This is a genomic window from Flavobacterium pasteuri, from assembly GCF_048286615.1.
Lineage (GTDB): Bacteria > Bacteroidota > Bacteroidia > Flavobacteriales > Flavobacteriaceae > Flavobacterium.
Window position 1 is genome coordinate 1 of sequence record NZ_JBLVPN010000002.1, and the last position, 20,856, is coordinate 20,856.

At 34.7% G+C, this 20,856-nt stretch carries 14 protein-coding genes and 1 pseudogene; 6 read left to right on the plus strand and 9 right to left on the minus strand.

Annotated elements, in window-relative coordinates:
- The coding region (locus tag ACNQF6_RS02685) for a transposase (RefSeq protein ID WP_417962997.1) at nucleotides 1-960 on the minus strand (960 nt) is incomplete at its 3' end.
- Between the two features lie 116 nt (nucleotides 961-1,076).
- Here ACNQF6_RS02685 and ACNQF6_RS02690 point away from each other — a divergent pair.
- Nucleotides 1,077-2,129, plus strand: coding sequence for a serine hydrolase domain-containing protein (locus tag ACNQF6_RS02690; RefSeq protein WP_417962999.1), 1,053 nt, complete (start codon nucleotides 1,077-1,079; stop codon nucleotides 2,127-2,129).
- Nucleotides 2,130-2,359: 230 nt separating this feature from the next.
- Here the strand turns inward: ACNQF6_RS02690 and ACNQF6_RS02695 are convergent.
- Nucleotides 2,360-2,800: pseudogene (locus tag ACNQF6_RS02695) on the minus strand (IS91 family transposase); the annotation flags it as partial.
- A 486-nt stretch (nucleotides 2,801-3,286) separates the two neighbouring features.
- Nucleotides 3,287-3,883 (minus strand): GNAT family N-acetyltransferase, encoded by a 597-nt coding sequence (locus tag ACNQF6_RS02700; RefSeq protein ID WP_417963001.1) that lies wholly within the window; start codon nucleotides 3,881-3,883, stop codon nucleotides 3,287-3,289.
- A 245-nt stretch (nucleotides 3,884-4,128) separates the two neighbouring features.
- On the opposite strand from ACNQF6_RS02700, the gene ACNQF6_RS02705 reads away from it, so the two are divergent.
- Entirely contained in the window at nucleotides 4,129-6,957 is a 2,829-nt protein-coding gene (locus ACNQF6_RS02705; RefSeq protein ID WP_417963005.1) for a M16 family metallopeptidase, read from the plus strand.
- Between the two features lie 192 nt (nucleotides 6,958-7,149).
- On the opposite strand, the gene ACNQF6_RS02710 is transcribed toward ACNQF6_RS02705, so the two are convergent.
- The 3 genes from ACNQF6_RS02710 to ACNQF6_RS02720 form a co-directional block, all read right to left on the minus strand.
- Nucleotides 7,150-7,506 (minus strand): hypothetical protein, encoded by a 357-nt coding sequence (locus ACNQF6_RS02710; protein WP_417963007.1) that lies wholly within the window; start codon nucleotides 7,504-7,506, stop codon nucleotides 7,150-7,152.
- Between the two features lie 18 nt (nucleotides 7,507-7,524).
- Entirely contained in the window at nucleotides 7,525-8,703 is a 1,179-nt protein-coding gene (locus tag ACNQF6_RS02715; protein WP_417963009.1) for an AIR synthase related protein, read from the minus strand.
- A gap of 226 nt (nucleotides 8,704-8,929) precedes the next feature.
- Entirely contained in the window at nucleotides 8,930-11,119 is a 2,190-nt protein-coding gene (locus ACNQF6_RS02720; protein WP_417963011.1) for a glutamine synthetase III family protein, read from the minus strand.
- Nucleotides 11,120-11,783: 664 nt separating this feature from the next.
- Here ACNQF6_RS02720 and ACNQF6_RS02725 point away from each other — a divergent pair.
- Both ACNQF6_RS02725 and ACNQF6_RS02730 read left to right on the plus strand, forming a co-directional pair.
- Nucleotides 11,784-12,797 (plus strand): glutamine synthetase beta-grasp domain-containing protein, encoded by a 1,014-nt coding sequence (locus ACNQF6_RS02725; protein WP_417963013.1) that lies wholly within the window; start codon nucleotides 11,784-11,786, stop codon nucleotides 12,795-12,797.
- Between the two features lie 141 nt (nucleotides 12,798-12,938).
- Nucleotides 12,939-13,886, plus strand: coding sequence for a TerC family protein (locus ACNQF6_RS02730; protein WP_417963015.1), 948 nt, complete (start codon nucleotides 12,939-12,941; stop codon nucleotides 13,884-13,886).
- A 69-nt stretch (nucleotides 13,887-13,955) separates the two neighbouring features.
- Here the strand turns inward: ACNQF6_RS02730 and ACNQF6_RS02735 are convergent, their stop codons facing one another.
- Nucleotides 13,956-14,447, minus strand: coding sequence for a hypothetical protein (locus ACNQF6_RS02735; protein ID WP_417963017.1), 492 nt, complete (start codon nucleotides 14,445-14,447; stop codon nucleotides 13,956-13,958).
- Between the two features lie 86 nt (nucleotides 14,448-14,533).
- On the opposite strand from ACNQF6_RS02735, the gene ACNQF6_RS02740 reads away from it, so the two are divergent.
- Complete coding sequence (locus ACNQF6_RS02740) at nucleotides 14,534-15,106, plus strand: DUF1543 domain-containing protein (protein ID WP_417963019.1); 573 nt, start codon at nucleotides 14,534-14,536, stop codon at nucleotides 15,104-15,106.
- A 99-nt stretch (nucleotides 15,107-15,205) separates the two neighbouring features.
- Here ACNQF6_RS02740 and ACNQF6_RS02745 read toward each other — a convergent pair whose 3' ends face one another.
- A complete protein-coding gene (locus ACNQF6_RS02745) occupies nucleotides 15,206-16,072 on the minus strand; it encodes an alpha/beta hydrolase (protein ID WP_417963021.1) in 867 nt (288 codons plus the stop codon).
- A 259-nt stretch (nucleotides 16,073-16,331) separates the two neighbouring features.
- On the minus strand, nucleotides 16,332-19,784 hold the full coding sequence (locus ACNQF6_RS02750) for a methylmalonyl-CoA mutase family protein (protein ID WP_417963023.1): 3,453 nt from the start codon (nucleotides 19,782-19,784) through the stop codon (nucleotides 16,332-16,334).
- 332 nt (nucleotides 19,785-20,116) lie between these two features.
- Here ACNQF6_RS02750 and ACNQF6_RS02755 point away from each other — a divergent pair, with 332 nt between their 5' ends.
- A complete protein-coding gene (locus ACNQF6_RS02755; protein WP_417963791.1) occupies nucleotides 20,117-20,824 on the plus strand; it encodes a DUF4197 domain-containing protein in 708 nt (235 codons plus the stop codon).
- Nucleotides 20,825-20,856: the final 32 nt, after the last annotated feature.

Genomic DNA, 20,856 nt, shown 5'->3' on the forward strand with positions numbered 1-20,856 from the left:
GTTACTTTTTCCTTGTTCGGGTTGTGCTACAATGGTAGTGATGCTCGCTTGTTTACAGATTTCTATTTGTTTACCATTGTGATAACCTTTGTCTACCAGTGCGGTATAGGTTTCGATTCCTAGATTCTCTTTGGCTTCTATGGCAATAGCTGACAAGGCGCTGCGATCGTTCTTGTTGATGGTGTGCGTGGCTACCACAAGATTGTGTTTGGCATCGACTGCAGCCTGAATATTGAACGAAATCTCAACCACTTGTCCCTGAACCAGCAAGGCTCTGGCATCACTGTCAGTAGTACTTATTTGAAGCTCACCACTTGCTTTTAGTTTTTCTTCCAGTTGCTCATAACGCAATTTGTTCCCTTTCAATCGGTCTAACTTTTGTTGGATATTTTGGACTATTACCGAATTATCTTTGCCATCATTTTCTTCCAAGGTATCCAAGTATTCTTGGGTCTTAGCTTCAATATAAGCTAAGTGTTTGTCGATTTTCTTTTGGTTGAAATTAGCTTTCTTACTATTGTGCGCGCGACTTTTGGTACCATCGATAGCAATAGTTTCGCCGCCTATCAAATCAGCAGCTTTCAAGAAGGAAACAAATAGTTTGAATAGCTTTTTCAAGGCAATAGGATTGTCTTTTCTAAAATTTGTGATGCTGTGGTAATTGGGACGAATGTCTTCTAAAAGCCATTGCATTTCGATGTTTCTGAAACATTCCTTTTCTAGATCACGACCACTCCTGATTCCGTTGAGATAACCGTATAAATAGATTTTTAGAAACACTTTACTATTGAAACTCGGGCGACCTTCGGTCTTGAGCGTTTTTATAGCAAAATCGAGCTTAGAGAGGTCTATAGACTCGACAAAGGCATCAATAAAACGTACTTGATTATCGGGACTTATAGTGTCTTCTAAACTTGAAAAACGCATTTGTTGACGGGAAATACCTGTGATGTGTTGCATTCTTAAAAATAAGAATAATCTTCTTTTTACATAAGTATTTTGTTATATTTGTTTGTAATAAAACGGAGGTTTTTTCTCAGACTGACGTTGGGCGAGATTATAAAAAAAACGTAGAAATGAAATTAAAATTAATATACTTTATATTACTTATTTCAGGAAATATATTTTCCCAAGAAATAGTTAAAGAAAAAATAGATGATTATCTAAATTACATCGAAGATAATAATGGTGGAATTGGTAGTGTGTCCATTTACAAAGACGGACAAGAAGTTTACAATAGAAGTTTCGGACAGGAAAAATTAATAAATGTAACTTATAATAAGGACACAAAATACCAAATTGCGTCCGTAACTAAAATGATTACAGCAATTCTAATATTAGAATTAGTTGAAAACAGCAAACTAAAATTAGATGCTAAATTATCTGAATTTTATCCAGAAATACCGAATTCAAAAAAAATAACAATTAAAAATTTGTTAGAACACACGAGCGGATTAGGTAATTTTGCAATAAAAAATGGTGCTATTTGGGTTATGGACAAAGTAAGTGAAAAGGAAATTTTTGAAGAAATAAAGAAACAAGGTGTAAGCTTTGAACCAAATGAAAAAGTTGTTTATTCAAATTCAGCTTATATATTGTTACGAATGATTCTTGAAAAAAAATATAAAAAAAAATTTCATAAAATCGTATATAAAAAAATTGTAAAACCACTTAATCTTAAAAATTTTGCTTCTGTAAAATCAAATCCAACTAATGTTTTTAAATCTTATACATTTAAAGAAAATTGGAATGAAATTAAAGATATTGAATATTTAAACGTTATTGGAGTTGGAGATATTGCAAGCACAACTAAAGATTTAAATACTATAATTACAAGTTTGTTTCAGTACAAAATTTTAAAAAAAGAGACTTTAGATTTGATGAAACCAACTATAAGTAAGGAAGATTGGGGTCGAGGATTGGCATTATTTGAATATGGAGAAAATCAATTTTTCGGGCACGGAGGCGATGTACTTGGTTCACATACGAGACTAATTTACAGCCAAAAAGATAAAATATCAATTTCTTATTCTACAAATGGCGAAAGAATCCCCACTAATATTTTTGTAGAAAATTTAGTAAGTATAATTTATAATACAGAATTTAAATTACCCGAAATAAAACAGTAACCATCGCACAACAGCTAGAGTTTCGTTGCGTGCGCAGCACGAACAATGAAACCTATGTTGAACGGAACCGATTACATACCGTCAACACTTATGTAGTTATCGTAAAGTTTAGAGAGAGAATTTCAAGAGGCAAGTGAGCCTCTTTTTTTTTGCGGTAATATCAAGATGGTTTTTACGTGTTTTCCTTTGCCATAGTTTCGGGATTAGGCACACGTGGCCTTACCCATAATTTAGCTTTTACAGGGAAAGGAGTTTTGGCTACCGCCAAGATACCAAGCAGGCGAACCACGCTGGTCAAAAACTGCTATCCGATGCAGATTACCTGTTTTGCAACACGGACATTTAGGCAAAAGAGGCTTTTTCTCTGCTTTTTCCAAAACTTTTACCTTGAGTTTTTCCTGTAAAAGCTTTAGCTTTTGCCGTTTCCAGTTACTGCTCAAAAAACCATAATGTCGTATTTTTACAAAACGTTTGGGCAAAATATGCAACGAAAATCTCCTAATAAATTCCTGATGCGTCAGTGTCATTTTCTATTTGACACCTGCTACTCGGTAATCTTTGTAATCAAAAGTCACATTTTGAGCATCAATACTTTTAATTCTGTTGTTGCTGATGGCTATTTTGTGGGTATATCGTCCTAGATATTCCACCACCGATTTAGGACTTCCAAAAATGACTAAGAAAGCAATCAAACACGCTTCAGCTGATGTTGGTTTAATCTTCTCGGTCAATAATCTGCACCGGATTTTAACTTGATTCACCAGAAACTACTAAAACAATATCTAAAAGTATTGGCTTTGTATCTTATTAATCTAAGAACGCTATTTAGAGCTTTTTAAACCTGATTTTCTTTTGGTAAAGTGAAACATGTTTTTTTCAAAAAGAGTTTAAATTCTAGTTTAGATCACACGTATTTACTAACTGATTAATCAAATAAAGTTCGCTTGGAGGATTTTAGACAAACTGACGTTAGTTGATCAAAGCAATAATGTAGTAGCGACTGATATAACAATAAAAGACATTAGTAAATACAAACAAATGGAAGAAGATTTGAAAGAATCAGAATCTAAATACAGACAACTAATAGGATTTCGAAAAGGCAATACTGATACAATGATTTAAGCATGAAGCGGAATACCAGTATCAATATTTATGCACTATAATTTCCTTTTTAGATTCTCTTTAACGCCATCAAACCATTCATTTTTTAAAATACTTAAAATAATACTGTCCCTCCGAGCGTCACTTCCTAAAGTTGGCATGTGATTGCGCAATATACCTTCTACTTTACAACCGATGCTTTTCATGGCCGCAATACTTCGTTCGTTATTATTATCAGCTCGAAATTCAACCCGCTCCATTCCCAGCGTTTCAAATGCATATTCTAAAAGTAAATATTTACAATGCTTGTTCAGACCTGTTCCTCGAAATGATTTTCCATACCAAGTGTAGCCCAATTGCAACGTTTTAAACTGAAGATTAATATCATAAAAACGAGTACTTCCAGCATATTTTCCAGATTTTTTATCGAAAACTACAAAGGGAAACTCGGTTTTTATCGCTCTGGCATTTAGCGCAATCTGAATGTATTTTTCCAAATTTTCTCTACCATTGGCTCGCACCAAAGAATATTCCCAAGTCTCCGGTTCATTAATGGAAATTTCCAATAGATTTTCGAAATCTGATTCTTGTAATGCCCGCAATAAAACTGTTTCATCCTCAAGAACCAGCGTATGTGAAAAGTTTAAATCCATTTTGGTATTTATTTTAGAGTTGTAAACTACAGATGACCAAATATAACCCATATTAGATTAGTACAGAAAAATATTTTACGCCGAGATTAAAACCCACCAAATACCTTATTGACTGGAGAATAGCCACAAACCTAAATTCAATTAGGTGCTTTCTACTGTTTTACTATTTTATTTTTTCTTACTTTTAGTGTCTAAAGCAAAAACTTCGTTTGCTATTAAAATATCGTTGAACCTAAATTTAAAAAATGAAACCAATCCAGTTATTAGCGTTCTGTTTACTACTTTTTTGTACATTTTCCTCTAACTCCCAAAATCAAAAATCAAAAGAATTCAAAGTAGAATTTGAAAAATTCACACTAGAAAATGGATTGCAAGTTATTTTACATATTGACCGGTCTGATCCTGTAGTTGCGGTTGCTTTGACGAGTCATGTAGGTTCTGCCAGAGAAAAAGCAGGTCGTACCGGATTTGCACATCTGTTTGAGCATTTACTTTTCTTGGAATCGGAAAATTTAGGAAAAGGAGGGCTTGATAAAATGAGTGCTCGTATTGGCGGGGCTGGTGCCAATGGTTCTACGAGCAGAGACCGCACTAATTATTTTCAGACCGTACCTAAAGATGCATTAGAAAAAATGATTTGGGCCGAAGCCGATAAATTAGGTTATTTCATCAACACGGTTACAGAACCGGTTTTAGCTAAGGAAAAACAGGTCGTTAAAAATGAAAAAAGACAGAGTTATGATAACAGACCCTATGGTCATAATTTTTCAGTAATCTCAAAGAATCTATATCCGGCTACGCATCCGTACAGCTGGGATGTGATTGGTTCCTTAGAAGATTTACAGAATGCTACACTGGAAGATGTAAAAAGCTTCTATAACCGCTGGTATGTGCCAAACAATGTTACATTGACAATTGCCGGAGATTTTGATGTGAAACAAACCAAAGCTTGGGTCGAAAAATATTTTGGAGATATCAACCGTGGGGAAGCCATTCCCAAAATGGAAAAACAGTCTGTAACATTGACGGAAACTAAAAAATTATATTACGAGGATAATTTTGCCAAGTTACCGCAACTCACACTGACTTGGCCTTCTGTTTATGAATACCATCCTGATAGTTATGCTCTAGAAGTCCTGGCCAGTTATCTTTCAAAAGGTAAAAAAGCACCTTTGTACAAAACCCTTGTTGAAGACAAAAAATTAACGGATGCCGTTGATGTTTTCCAATACAATTCAGAAATAGCAGGTCAGTATATGTTAAGTGTTACTGCTTTTAAAAAAACAAATTTGAATGAAGTAATGAATGGCGTAAACGTAGCTTTTAAAAACTTTGAAGCTGAAGGAATTTCACAACAGGATTTAAATAGAATTAAAGCAGGACAAGAAACTGCTTTTTACACAAATTTATCGAGTGTATTAGGAAAAGGATTTCAACTGGCACAATATGAAATTTTTGCAGGAACTCCGGATTATATCAATCAAGACGTGAAAAATATTCTAGCCGTGACTACCGAAGATGTGATGCGCGTGTATCAAAAATACATCAAAGGAAAGCATTTTGTTGCCACTAGTTTTGTCCCAAAAGGTGAAGCTAATTTAATCTTAGAAGGTTCATCATTAGCCGCAGTTGTGGAAGAAAAAATTATCGAAGGAAAAGAAGATTCATTTGATGCAAGTATTGCTGCTACGTATGAAAAAACACCTTCAAAATTTGACCGAAGCATAGAGCCCGCTTATGGTGAAAGCCCAGATGTAATATTACCATTAGTCTGGAAAAATAAGTTATCATCCGGTTTAAACGTATTAGGAATTGAAAACCACGAAGTACCGCTTGTTCAATTTCAATTGCAAATTAAAGGCGGAATGTTGCTTGAAAATACCGATAAAGTAGGTGTTTCGACTATGCTGGCGGAACTGATGACAAAAGGAACTAAAAACAAAACTCCAGAGCAACTTGAAAATGCGATTGAAAGTCTGGGAGCAACCATTAGAGCGTATGCAAGTGATGAATCTATATTTATTTCAGGAAATACCTTAGCCAAAAATTACGCTGCAACTGTGACATTAGTTCAAGAAATAATTTTGCAACCACGCTGGGATAATGCCGAATTTGATTTGATTAAACAAAGTACGTTAAGCCAAATCACACAACAGAAAGCAGATCCAAATAGTATTGCCAGAAATGAATTCAAAAAATTAATTTATGGAAAAGAATCTATTTTAGCAAACAACCGCATCGGTACTGAAAATTCAGTGAATAACATTACGATTGCCGATTTGAAAAATTATTACAACAAAAACATGGCCCCATCTGTTGCTAATTTTCAAATTGTGGGTGCTATTTCAAAAGCAGATGTGACAAATTCATTAGCGGCTTTAAATAAAAACTGGGAAGCTAAAAAAGTTACGGTTCCTAAAATAGCAGCTATAAATACGGCAGCATCCTCAAAAATTTATTTTTATGATGTTCCAGGTGCCAAACAATCTGTAATCCGAATTGGATATCCTGCTCTTGCTGCTACTGATGCTGATTTTTATCCTGTTCAAATCATGAATTATCGTTTGGGCGGTGGTAGTTTTGCTTCACAATTGACGCAAGAATTACGCGAAGGAAAAGGATATACGTACGGAATCAATTCCTCCTTCAATGGTTCTGTAAACAAAGGTCCATTTACTATTGCAAGTGGTGTGCGTTCGAATGTAACTTATGAATCCGTTAGCTTAATCAAAGAAATTCTTTCGCAATATGGAAAAAACTTCAACGAGAATGATCTTGAAGTGACGAAAGGATATTTAATAAAAAGTAATGCGAGAGCTTTTGAAACTCTGTCTGCTAAACTGGAAATGCTGTATGATATCAGCAATTACAATTACGCTGATGATTATGCGAAACAGCAAGAAAACATTGTAAAAAAGAGCACTATTGACGCTATAAAAAAGCTTTCAGAAAAGTATTTGAATGCTGATAAAATGATCTATTTAGTGGTTGGTGATGCTGAAACGCAATTGAATAAGCTAGAGCAAATTGGTTTTGGGGAACCAATTCTTCTGAATAAACCAGCAGTAAAATAAGTTGATTTTAAACGAATTTGGGTTTTACATCACTGATTGTTTTAGCCCAGATCGAAGTGAAAATACCGACTGCAAAAAAGATAATTTTTCTTGTCCTGAAAGAGCGACCAACGGAAGCTCCTTTCAGGATTTAGAAAAATATTTTTTTTAATGGAGTATTGTAACGGAGTGCTGGATAAGCTCCTAAAAATTTTATTCATTCATTTCGTCATGACGCTCCGGAACTTGCGGATCATATAGCGGGCATTTGAATTCATCCATTATATTCACTAAAGAGTCCATTGTTTTTCCTTCAGTACCATAACAATCAATTTTTATACTTTGAGGCGTCGTCCTGATATGAAAAGCACCTACACCATTGTTATTTTTCCAACTTTTCTCGTCTACTTTTTCCCATTTGGAAAATACTGAAGCGATTCGATTTAAGATAACTTGAACAGGCAATTCCTCGAGTCCTTCGACAATTTCTTGCTCAACAATAGCTTCATAAACCAAGTGATGGTTCAGATAAATTCCGTCCTGATATTTCCAAAAAAGTAATTCGTACATAGTATTTTATTTTACTTTTTAATATTCAAAAGTACCGTATTCGCTAGTAATAGTCAGTTTTTTCGAAGTAGCAGCTTCTACTCTACCTACGATTTGCGCATCAACATTGAATGATTTTGAAATCGCAATAATGTCTTGAGCAACAGCTTCCGGAACGTAAATTTCCATACGGTGACCGCAATTGAATACTTGGTACATTTCTTTCCAATCCGTTTTAGATTGCTCTTGAATTAACTGGAACAATGGTGGAACTGGAAATAAATTGTCTTTTATAATGTGTAGATTTTCTACAAAATGCAAAATTTTAGTTTGTGCTCCTCCACTGCAATGCACCATACCGTGAATTTCATCAGACGAATATTTATCTAAAATTTTCTTGATGATTGGCGCATAGGTTCTCGTTGGCGAAAGCACTAATTGTCCAGCGTCTATTGGTGAATTTTCAACTGCATCCGTCAATTGTACTTGTCCAGAATAGATTAATTCCTCTGGAACTGCAGCATCAAAACTTTCTGGATATTTGTTTGCCAAATACTTCCCGAAAACGTCATGTCGCGCTGATGTTAATCCGTTGCTTCCCATTCCGCCATTATAGCTTTTCTCGTAAGTAGCCTGACCAAAAGAAGACAATCCTACTATTACATCGCCGGCTTGAATATTGGCATTGTCAATTACTTTACTTCGTTTCATGCGGGCTGTTACCGTCGAATCTACAATAATAGTTCGAACAATATCTCCCACATCTGCTGTTTCTCCACCTGTTGAATGAATGGTTACCCCAAAAGAGTCCAATTCTTTAATCAACTCTTCGGTTCCATTGATAATAGCTGAAATAACTTCGGCTGGGATTAGGTTTTTATTTCTTCCTATAGTAGATGAAAGCAAAATATTATCTGTTGCACCCACGCACAATAAATCGTCAATATTCATGATTAAAGCATCTTGAGCAATACCTTTCCAAACAGAAATATCTCCAGTTTCTTTCCAATACATGTATGCCAAAGAGGATTTAGTTCCTGCTCCATCCGCATGCATGATAAGGCAATATTCTTCGTCTTGAGTTAAATAATCAGGGACAATTTTGCAGAAAGCTTGTGGAAATAATCCTTTATCAATGTTTTTTATGGCATTATGAACATCTTCTTTGGATGCCGAAACACCGCGAAGCGCATATCTTTTTGAAGTATCTGAACTCATGTAGTATGTTGTGAAGCCTGCTTTATGGCAGGTAGTTGTGCGGCAAAGATAATTATTTTTTTTGGGTTTTGCCTATGCGGTTCAGGTCAAACCTATTAAAATAAATTAACGTTAAAACTATATAGAAACATAGTGTTTAAATTCGGTTCAATCAAAAAAAAATTATCTAAAAAAAACACCCGATTCTCTATAAAAGCGGATCGGGTGAAATTAAAAAAAAAATATTTTATTTAGTAAACAACAGTTCTCTATATTTAGTTAAAGTCCAAATTTCATTATCTACTAATAACTCTAATTTATCACAATGATTTCTAATAATTTCAAAGTATGGTTTTACTTTATTACAATATGCTTCTGCCATTTCCTGCGCATCAGTCAAATTGTTTGCAATCTTTCTTTCGTTTGTCATCTCCTCTACTTTTGAGTTAATGCCTTCAATATGACCTGAAATTTCTTTTATCAAAACAATTTGCTCCTTAGCTATTGTTTCAAAATCTTCTCCAAAAATATCTTTTAAACCTTTAACATTAGCAATCAAAGTATTTTGGTAACGAATTGCCGTAGGAATAACGTGATTTTTAGAAATATCCCCTAAAACTCTTCCTTCAATTTGGATTTTTTTAGTGTATTCTTCTAATTCAATTTCGTATCGCGCTTCAACTTCAACATGATTCATGATATTTAATTCCGAAAATAAATCTAATGACTGCTTCGAAATTCTTGCTTTTAATGCTTCCGGAGTAGTTTTAAAATTACTTAAGCCTCTTTTTGCTGCTTCTGCTTCCCATTCTTCGCTATATCCATCACCTTCAAAAAGGATTTTTTTAGATTGTTTGATGTACTCTCTTAAAACATTAAAGATTGCATCATCTTTCTTCATGTCTTTAGAATCAATTAATGCATCAACCTCAACTTTAAAGTCTCTTAATTGTTTTGCAACAATTGCGTTCAAGGTAGTCATAGCATTAGAACAGTTTGCTGTAGAACCAACCGCTCTAAACTCAAATTTATTTCCTGTAAAGGCAAATGGTGACGTTCTATTTCTGTCTGTATTATCTAACAGAACATCTGGAATTTTCCCTACTACATTTAGTTTTAAATCAGTTTTCTCCTCAGGAGATAATTTACCAGTAGTTACACCTTCTAATTCTGCTAAAACTTTAGTCAATTGACCACCAATGAATACGGAGATGATTGCTGGTGGCGCTTCATTTGCACCTAATCTATGATCATTACTTGCAGAGGCTATAGCTGCTCTTAATAATGATTCATTATCATTTACTGCTTTAATAGTATTGATAAAGAAAGTCAAAAACTGTAAATTACTCATCGGTGTTCTACTCGGACTCAACAAATTTACACCCGTATCTGTAGCTAATGACCAGTTATTGTGTTTCCCTGAACCATTCACTCCCTTAAAAGGTTTTTCATGGAATAACACTTTCAATTCGTGACGTTCAGCCACTTTTTGCATTACATCCATCAACAAACAGTTGTGATCCACAGCCAAGTTTGTTTCTTCAAAAATAGGAGCCAATTCAAATTGATTTGGTGCTACTTCATTATGACGTGTTTTTACAGGAATGCCTAGCAACATACATTCTTGCTCTAAATCTCTCATGTAAGTCAATGCACGTGTTGGAATAGACCCAAAATAATGGTCATCTAATTGTTGCCCTTTTGCAGAAGTATGTCCTAATAGTGTTCTTCCTGTCATAATAAGGTCAGGACGAGAATTTGCTAACGCTCTGTCTACTAAGAAATATTCTTGTTCCCAACCTAAAGTTGCGGTAACTTTTTTTACATTTTTATCAAAATATTTACACACTTCGGTTGCTGCATCATCCATGACCATAAGAGCACGTAACAAAGGTGTCTTATAATCTAGAGCTTCACCGGTGTACGAAATAAAAACAGTTGGAATACATAAAGTGGTACCAAAAATGAATGCTGGAGATGTTGGATCCCAAGCAGTATAACCTCTTGCTTCAAATGTGTTTCTAATTCCACCATTTGGGAAACTAGATGCATCTGGTTCTTGTTGTACTAATTGAGCACCACCAAATTTTTCTACTGGATCGCTACCATCATATGAAGTTTCAAAGAAAGCGTCATGTTTTTCGGCAGTTGTTCCTGTAAGTGGCTGAAACCAATGTGTATAATGAGTTACTCCTTTTGACAGAGCCCATTCTTTCATACCCATTGCAATATAATCAGCTAATTTTCTATCTATTTTAGTTCCATGCTGTACTGCATCGCGTACTCCTTTAAAAGCATCAGAAGTCAAAAATTGCTTCATTGCCTTATCATTAAAGACATTCGAACCAAAAATAGTTGATTTTCTATCGGTTTCTTCAAATTGTACAGGCTTTCTGTTTGATGCTTCTCTCAAAGCTCGGAAACGAATTGTTGACATTTTTCTCTGTTTAGTATATTAATTAATCAAGTAATTATTGGCTTTCTTCGTTAAAGGTTTGATGAAATACAAAAAAATTATATATATTTTTTTGATTAATCCCACTCTTTTCTATCCTTTTTTTTAAACTCCTTATATTACAAAAATACAAAATTTATTTGAAATTTTGTGGTCTACACCCTGAGTTGAAATGTTTGTTTTTCTACAAAAAACACTTTTATTTACTTTTTTTTCAATAAGAAAATCAAAATTCTAAAATCTTGATTTGATTCTAATTTAACAACTCAAAAATTGAAATTAGTACCATCCAAAAAGCGTGTACTTTGAAAACGTACTTTATCTGTTATAATTTTTAAAAACTCGCCTCTATTTGTTAAAAAATCAAAAATTAGCAGAATTACGAATTATACAAAAATAAATCATTTTTTTACGACACCCCCTATTTTTTAAGCTAATTTTGATTATTTATAAAATTCAATACAACAAACAGCATTTTTGACAGGGTTTAAAATAAAAAAACAATTCATTTTAAGCAAATAACAGCTTAAAAAAAAGGAGTCTCTTTTTTTTTTTGAAGAAAAAACATATTTTTGCATCACGATAGAGGGGCTACTTATTGCTAAAACCTCAATTAAAATGATTTCTTAACACTTTTTTTTATATTATGGCTAAAATAAAATTAGAATACATTTGGTTAGATGGTTATGAACCAACTCAAAATCTTAGAAGTAAAACTAAAGTTGAAGAACATGAAAATTTTCAAGGAACTTTAGCTGAAATTGGAAACTGGTCATTTGATGGTTCTTCAACAAGACAAGCCGAAGGTGGTTCTTCTGACTGTTTATTAGTTCCAGTTGCAATATACCCAGATCCAACACGTATCAACGGATACTTAGTAATGACTGAAGTTATGAATGCTGATGGAACTGCACATCCTTCAAATGGTAGAGCAACTATAGATGACGATGGTGATTTCTGGTTTGGATTTGAGCAAGAATATTTCATCATGGATACAAAAACTTTATTACCATTAGGCTTCCCTATTGGTGGATATCCAGCACCACAAGGAATGTATTATTGTTCAGTAGGTGGAAAAAACACACACGGAAGAGGACTTGTTGAAGAGCATGCAGATTTATGTATTGCTGCAGGAATCAACTTTGAAGGAATCAACCAAGAAGTTGCTTGTGGACAATGGGAATTCCAATTGTTTGCTCAAGGAGCAAAAAAAGCAGGTGATGAAATATGGATTGCTAGATATTTATTAGACCGTTTGACTGAGAAATATGGTTACTACATTGAATATCACCCAAAACCATTAGGAGATACTGACTGGAATGGTTCAGGAATGCACGCTAATTTCTCTAATGAAGTCCTAAGAACATGTGGTTCTCAAGAAACTTACGAGAAAATATGTGAAGCTTTCCGTCCTGTAACCGCAGAACACATTGCTGTTTATGGTGCTTACAATGACCTACGTTTAACTGGTAAACATGAAACTGCATCTATACATGATTTCTCTTACGGAGTTTCTGACAGAGGATGTTCAATCCGTATTCCATTAATGACCGTTCAAAAAGGATGGAAAGGATGGCTAGAAGACAGAAGACCCGCTTCAAACGGAGATCCATACAAAATTGCAGCTAGAATTATCAAAACAGTAAATTCTGTTCTATAATTTATATCTTTAATAAATAATAAAAGTGCCATAACTACGATGGCACTTTTTTTTGTAATACACTTTGCACTTATCCTATCAAAAATATTTTTCAAAGTAAGAATCAAAAAGTATCTTTGTGCAACTTTAAATATTTGACTTATGATTGTCTGGATTTCTTTTTTAACAGCTGTTTTAATTTTTCTAGCACTCGATCTAGGAGTTTTCAATAAAACACCACATATAATAAGTTCAAAAGAGGCGGGTAAATGGACTGGGATATGGGTTACATTATCTTTTATGTTCTCTGGAGTAATCTATTGGCTTTACACAACGAATTATATTGCCAATCCAGATTCTTTACAACCTGCTGCCGCATCAATAAAATTCATCACGGGTTATTTGATAGAATTATCTCTTAGTATTGATAACATTTTTGTAATCGCTATTATTTTTTCAGCCTTTAAAATTCCACAAAAATACCAACATCGGGTGCTATTTTGGGGAATTCTTGGCGCTATTGTCTTTAGAGGACTTATGATCTATTTTGGCGTTCTACTGATTAACAAATTTTCATGGATGACCTATATTTTTGGAGGTTTTCTAATTTACACCGCCATGAAAATGCTATTTAGTGGAGAGGATGAAAAATTTGAACCAAAAAAATCATTCATTTATAAAGCGCTGAAAAAAGTTGTACCAATTTCGAATCACATCGATGGTGAGCATTTCTTTGTAAAAAGGAGACATATTACGGCTGCGACTCCTCTATTTGTATCGCTAATCGTGATTGAAGTTATGGATGTCGTTTTTGCAATTGATAGTGTTCCTGCAATTTTAGCCATAACAAGCGATCCTTTTTTAGTTTTTAGTTCTAATATCTTTGCTATTTTAGGATTGCGTTCTATGTATTTCTTTCTGGCTCACATGCTAGACAAATTTGCTCATTTAGAGTACAGTCTTATCGCCATATTGACGTTTGTAGGTGTTAAAATGTTGCTTCATGATTACCTTAAATTGCCTGAATGGGTATCACTTGCTTTTATAGCCGTTTCCCTTATCGCAGGTATTGTTGCATCTGTTAGAAAGAGTAGTAAAGAAATAGTTTAAAACTAAAAAATACAAGCAATAAAAAAAGGAAATCTCACGATTTCCTTTTTTTATTGCTTGTATTTATATTTAAAAATTGATTTTCTTAACGCCGCTTCCATCAACTTTCAATGCAGACATTACAGAGTCAATATTATTTTTATTAATTGTTTTTGCAAAACCATCTGGTATTACAACAATTCTAAAAGTTTGGTTTTGAGTCCAACTTGCAGGCAATGTGTTAAGATTAAAATTTGCCGAAAGATAGATATTCACATTAGATCTAGAATAATCAAAATTAAAATCTAATGCTCCTCCATCATTAAAAAAATACGTTTGAGGCATTAACTTCCACACATCCTGACCATTTACGGTTTCGTATAAATGATAGACTAAAACCGAATCTGACGAATAAATTGGCGGGTCAAATACGACCAATCTACTGTAATTATTATTGGAATTGAATGAAGTCGTAACTTCAAACACTTCATTTCTTGGCGCATCATCATACACTTCTGTTACTTCACAACTTTGTAGTGCCATCATCCCGATGAAAACTAAAAATAAGGTAATTTTTTTCATTCGATTTCGTTTTTATAATTTAGATAAAAGACTCTATTCATGAATTGTGCCAAACTTTATTATAAAGAATAATGTAATTTTGAATTATGGAAAAGAAACTTAAGTTATATATGATAATGCTAGGCTGTGTACCAGAAGGACGGTTTACAGAACAGCATGATATTTTTTTTGGAATTGGTAATTCCTTAAAAGAATTGATTCCACATATCAATCTTTTTTGGCCAGAAGCCAAAGGTCAAATTCATATTGATGTTTGGCGAGAAGTTTCTGTTGTTGATGACTTCGTTATTGAAATTGTTCCAAAAAATACTGAAGCACAAGTTTCCCCTGAACAATTATTTTTCATCAATTTAGGAGGTTACAAACAAAATGAATTTGAAGAATACCATTATAAAATGATAACAGTTGCTGGTAGTTTAGCATTAGCATTAAAAAAATCAAAAAAAACGACCTTTTACAAACATTGTGGTTTCAAAGAAGCACCTTCGCATATTGACGATCAATACGGAATTGATGTAGATAATATTTACAAAGTTGTAGATATGCTGCCAGCGCATTTCAAAGCTTTATATTCGTTAAAGATCACAAAGTCCAAAATAGAATTAGAGCAAAACCCATTACATATAGGTTATTTAAAATTGAAAAAAATTAAAGATTAATCAATCGCTGTTGCTCTTTTTTGTAAATGAATCGTAATAAAAAGGCCTTCCAATACTGTGATATGAAAGGCTTTTTAAAATTTTTAAATACTAAAATATCTATTTCACCACTAGAGTATTATTTTTTAAGATCTTACTAAAAAATAAAACATGTGAAGGCAATGCATTTTCCCAATATTCCCAAGTGTGAGCTCCTGGACGTTCCGTATAATCATGAGAAACTTTATTATAAACGAGTCTTCGGTGTAATTCCCTGTTAGATTCTATCAAAAAATCATCAACTCCGCAATCTATAATCAACTCCAGTTTGTTATTTTTTATTTTATCAACCATATTCAAAACCGCATTAGCAGCATATACTTCCTGAGGAGCACCTTCGATTCCAAAAACAGGTTCCATTAACTTCGTAACTCGTTCCTTAGATTCCGGATTTATCATGCTTCCCATATCTACTGCTCCACTCATACTCCCTGCGGCACAAAAAAGTTCTGGATGTCTTGTAGAAAGATACAATGCTCCGTGACCTCCCATAGAAAGTCCTGTAATTACACGTCCTCTCCTTTCATTTATGGTTCGATAAGTATTATCTACTTTCTGAATTACTTCTTTTGTGATATAGGTTTCAAATTGACTTCCTTTATTAACAGGACTATCAAGATAAAAACTGAAAGTTTCCCCTTCCGGCATTACAATTATGATATTATACTGATCCGCTAAATTGTGTAATAAATTCTTATCCGGAGTTTTAGACAACCAATCATTAAAATGGCCATAAGCGCCATGCAATAGGTAAAGCACTGGATAATTAGCTTTACTTTTAGCATAAGAACTTGGTAAAACTACCGCTGCTTTATATGTTTTATTCATTGCTATACTGGGAATTTGCAACGTATCGGCTTTTGCAGCATAAGAATCTGCAATATGTCCGAAAAGAAAAAATAAGAATACAATTTGAATTTTTTTCATCTGATAGTTTTTTGGTGATTGAAAAGTAAATATAATACTTTAGAATAAATAAAATGAAGCCGCAATTAATACTACACAAAAAAAGACCCTTCATCGCTGAAAGGTCTTTTAAAATATTTATAAATTAATCCAAATTAAAAGCGAGATAAGCGATTCACACACTTTTTGCAATACAATATAATACAGATTCCTGAGATCCCGCCCGAAAGCGGGATAAACGATTCACACACTTTTTGCAATGCAAAAAGTGGTTCTCTGCTTACATATTACGTCTGTATTGTCCGCCTACTTCAAATAAAGCTGATGTAATTTGTCCCAAAGAACAAACCTTCGTTGCTTCCATCAAATGTTCAAATAAGTTTTCGTTTTTAATGGCGGCTTCCTGAAGCGTATTCAAGTGCTCCTTTACTAAATCCTGATTGGACTGGTGCAAATGGTTCAACATATCAATTTGGTATTGTTTTTCTTCCTCGGTAGCGCGAATTACTTCAGCTGGAATCACCGTTGGCGAACCTTTAGAACTCAAAAACGTATTTACACCAATAATAGGGAATTCACCTGTATGTTTCAATGTTTCATAATACAAACTTTCTTCCTGAATTTTACTTCTTTGGTACATCGTTTCCATAGCACCAAGCACTCCGCCACGTTCGGTAATTCGGTCGAATTCCTGTAAAACTGCTGCTTCTACTAAATCTGTCAATTCTTCGATGATGAAAGCACCTTGAATTGGGTTTTCATTTTTGGCCAGACCTAACTCTTTATTGATAATCAACTGAATTGCCATTGCACGACGCACTGACTCTTCCGTAGGCGTTGTGATTGCTTCGTCATACGCATTAGTATGTAAGGAATTACAGTTGTCATAAATAGCATACAAAGCTTGCAAAGTCGTACGAATATCATTGAAATCAATTTCCTGTGCGTGCAAAGAACGACCTGATGTCTGAATATGGTATTTCAACATTTGCGCACGTTCGTTAGCGCCGTATTTGTTTTTCATGGCTTTCGCCCAAATTTTACGCGCTACACGACCAATAACGGCATATTCCGGATCTACTCCATTCGAGAAAAAGAACGATAAATTTGGTCCAAAATCATTGATGTTCATCCCACGACTCAAATAATATTCCACATAAGTGAAACCATTAGAAAGTGTAAATGCCAATTGTGTAATTGGATTTGCTCCTGCTTCGGCAATGTGATATCCTGAGATAGAAACCGAATAAAAATTTCTTACGTTCTTAGTAATGAAATATTCCTGTACGTCACCCATCAATCGAAGGGCAAATTCAGTAGAGAAAATACACGTATTTTGTGCTTGGTCTTCTTTAAGAATATCTGCCTGAACGGTTCCACGAACTTGAGATAACGTTCTTGCTTTTATGTCGTCATACACCTCCAAAGGTAAAACCTCATCTCCCGTAACGCCCAAAAGCATCAACCCTAAACCGTTATTTCCTTCGGGTAAATCCCCTTGATAATGTGGTCTTTCGACTCCTTTAGCTGCGTATATTTTGTTGATTTTTGCTTCAACTTCTTTTTCAAGACCATTTTCTTTGATGTAAAACTCACATTGTTGGTCAATCGCCGCATTCATGAAAAAGCCTAATAGCATGGGTGCAGGACCATTAATAGTCATACTCACCGAAGTCATCGCATGAACTAAATCAAAACCAGAATATAGTTTTTTAGCATCATCCAAACAACAAATAGAAACTCCAGCATTACCTATTTTTCCATAGATATCTGGACGTACATGTGGATCGTTTCCGTATAAAGTTACGCTGTCAAAAGCAGTCGATAATCGTTTTGCAGGCAATCCCGCGCTCACATAATGAAAACGCTTGTTGGTTCTTTCCGGTCCGCCTTCTCCAGCAAACATTCGAGAAGGATCTTCTCCTTCACGCTTGAAAGGATACAAACCTGCGGTGAAAGGAAATTCTCCAGGAACATTTTCCTGCAAACACCATCGTAAAATATCACCCCAAGCTTTGTACTTTGGTAATGCAATTTTCGGGATTTGAGAATGCGAAAGCGACTCTGTATGCGTAGCCATTTTTATTTCCCTGTCACGAACTTTAAACGTATACACTGGATTTTTGTACTTGTTTACTTTTTCGTCCCAAGTCAAAATGATTTCCCAATTGTAGGGATCCAAATCCATTTTTACTTTATCAAATTGATTCAGTAAAAGATTCAAAAATATTTTGTCCTCAGCTGCACCCGATTTCTCCGATTCTATAGCCGTTGGCAAAACCGAATGATCGTCTATTCCTGCTTTATTTATTAAAGGAAATTTTCCAGAAACCGTTTCAATGGTTTTGAAAATTCCATATAATTTCTGGGCAACTTGTTCTTGGCTTACAGCCGTAACATCATATTTACGATTGCTTTCGGCAATTTCTGATAAATAACGCGTTCTGTGTGGCGGAATAACGAAAATCTTCTCGCTCATTTCACGCGTGATTTGAAACGTTGATTTCAAATCAGAATTTGTTTTTTCATGGACTTTATCCATAATCGCTTTATAAAGCGTATTCATTCCAGGATCGTTGAACTGCGAAGCAATTGTCCCGAAAACAGGAAGTGTATCTAAATTAGCATCCCATAAATTATGGTTGCGTTGGTATTGTTTTTTCACGTCTCTTAACGCATCAAGAGAACCGCGTTTGTCGAATTTGTTTATTGCTACCAAATCAGCAAAATCAAGCATGTCGATTTTTTCCAATTGGGTTGCAGCACCAAATTCCGGTGTCATTACATATAAAGAAACATCAGAATGATCCATAATCTCTGTATCGGATTGCCCGATTCCAGAAGTCTCCAAGATGATGATATCATAATTTGCCGCTTTAATTACTTGGATTGCATCGGCAACATATTTAGATAAAGCCAAATTGGATTGACGTGTAGCCAATGAACGCATGTAAACACGAGGATTATTGATGGCATTCATTCGGATTCTATCTCCTAAAAGTGCACCGCCCGTTTTACGTTTGGATGGATCTACTGATATTAATCCGATTGTTTTTTCTGGGAAATCAATTAGAAAACGACGTACTAATTCATCCACCAAAGATGATTTTCCTGCTCCGCCTGTTCCTGTAATTCCAAGAACCGGAATCGTACTGTTTTCATTCTTTTTTTGGATGGCTTCCAAAGTTTTTGCCGCTACATCAGGAAAATTTTCTGCTGATGAGATGATTCTGGCAATTGCTTTTGGATTTTTTTCTTCCAAATGATTGATTTCGTCCGTCAGTTTATCGCCAATAGCGTAATCCGATTTTTGTACCAAATCGTTTATCATTCCCTGCAATCCCATCGCACGTCCGTCATCTGGAGCGTAAATTCTGGTGATTCCGTACGCTTGCAATTCAGCAATTTCAGAAGGCAGAATTACACCGCCACCACCACCAAATATCTTGATTTGGCCCGCTCCTTTTTCCTGAAGCAAGTCAAACATGTATTTAAAATATTCGTTGTGTCCTCCTTGATAAGAAGTTATCGCAATGGCATTGGCATCTTCTTGAATCGCGGTGTTGACCACTTCTTCCACACTGCGGTCGTGACCTAAATGAATCACCTCAACACCTGTAGACTGAATAATCCTACGCATGATATTGATTGCCGCATCGTGACCGTCAAAAAGAGCTGCAGCGGTTACAATTCTTACTTTATTGTTAGGGATATATGGTTTTTGTTGTTCCATTTTATGAATATGATAATTTAAGCCTGCAATTTACAATTTTATTTTAAAAATTATTTGATATTGCTCCTCGTTGTTAATAAATAAGGAAGAATTTTGTTATTTAGCCCCGATTGTCCCGAAGCCTCGGGCGGCATTTCCCGATTTAGAAAAACAAGGCTTTTTTTTAGCCGTAGTTTTTATTTAGCGGGAATACAGCGGAAAGCGGTACAAATCGTGATTAATACTACTAAACTTTGTGCTCCTAAAGAATAGTTGGCTTTGTTTTTGAATAAGTAGTATTTTTACAAATGCCAAATGGCAAACAGATGAAGTAAACTTATACTATAATTATGATGAAGAAAATTTTAGTTTTAACAGTAGCAATTTCGCTTTCCAGTTGTGCCGAAATGCAACAGGTGATGAATCAATTTCCACAAACGCAAGGAATTGGGGGCGTTGATATTGCCGGAGGATTGAAGGAAGCACTGAATAATGGGATTTCAAAACAGGTGACAAAATTGACTGCCACCGATGGTTTTTACAGAAATGAAGCCGTAAAAATTTTATTGCCGGAAGAATTGAGAAAAGTAGACGCGGGTTTGAGAAGAATTGGATTGAGTTCTTTGGCTGATGAAGGATTAAAAGTATTAAATCGTGCTGCCGAAGACGCGGTAAAGGAAGCGACGCCAATATTTGTTGATGCCGTAAGAAACATGACATTTATGGATGCCAAAACGATATTGATGGGTAATGAAAGTTCAGCGACTACTTATTTACAAAACAGTACTTCGACGGCTTTATACGGAAAATTCAATCCTGTGATTAAAAATTCATTTACTAAAGTAGGTGCCGATAAAGTTTGGGCCAACATTATTACAAAATACAACAGCATTCCTCTTGTAAATAAAGTAAATCCTGATTTGACGGATTACGTTACGAATCAAGCGCTGAATGGTGTTTTCAAAATGGTTGCCGTTGAAGAGAAAAACATCAGAACCAATCTAAGTGCCAGAACTTCTGTTTTATTACAGAAAGTTTTTGCGATGCAGGATAACAAATAGATTGAAATTGGGCTGTTTTTTTTTAAACATTA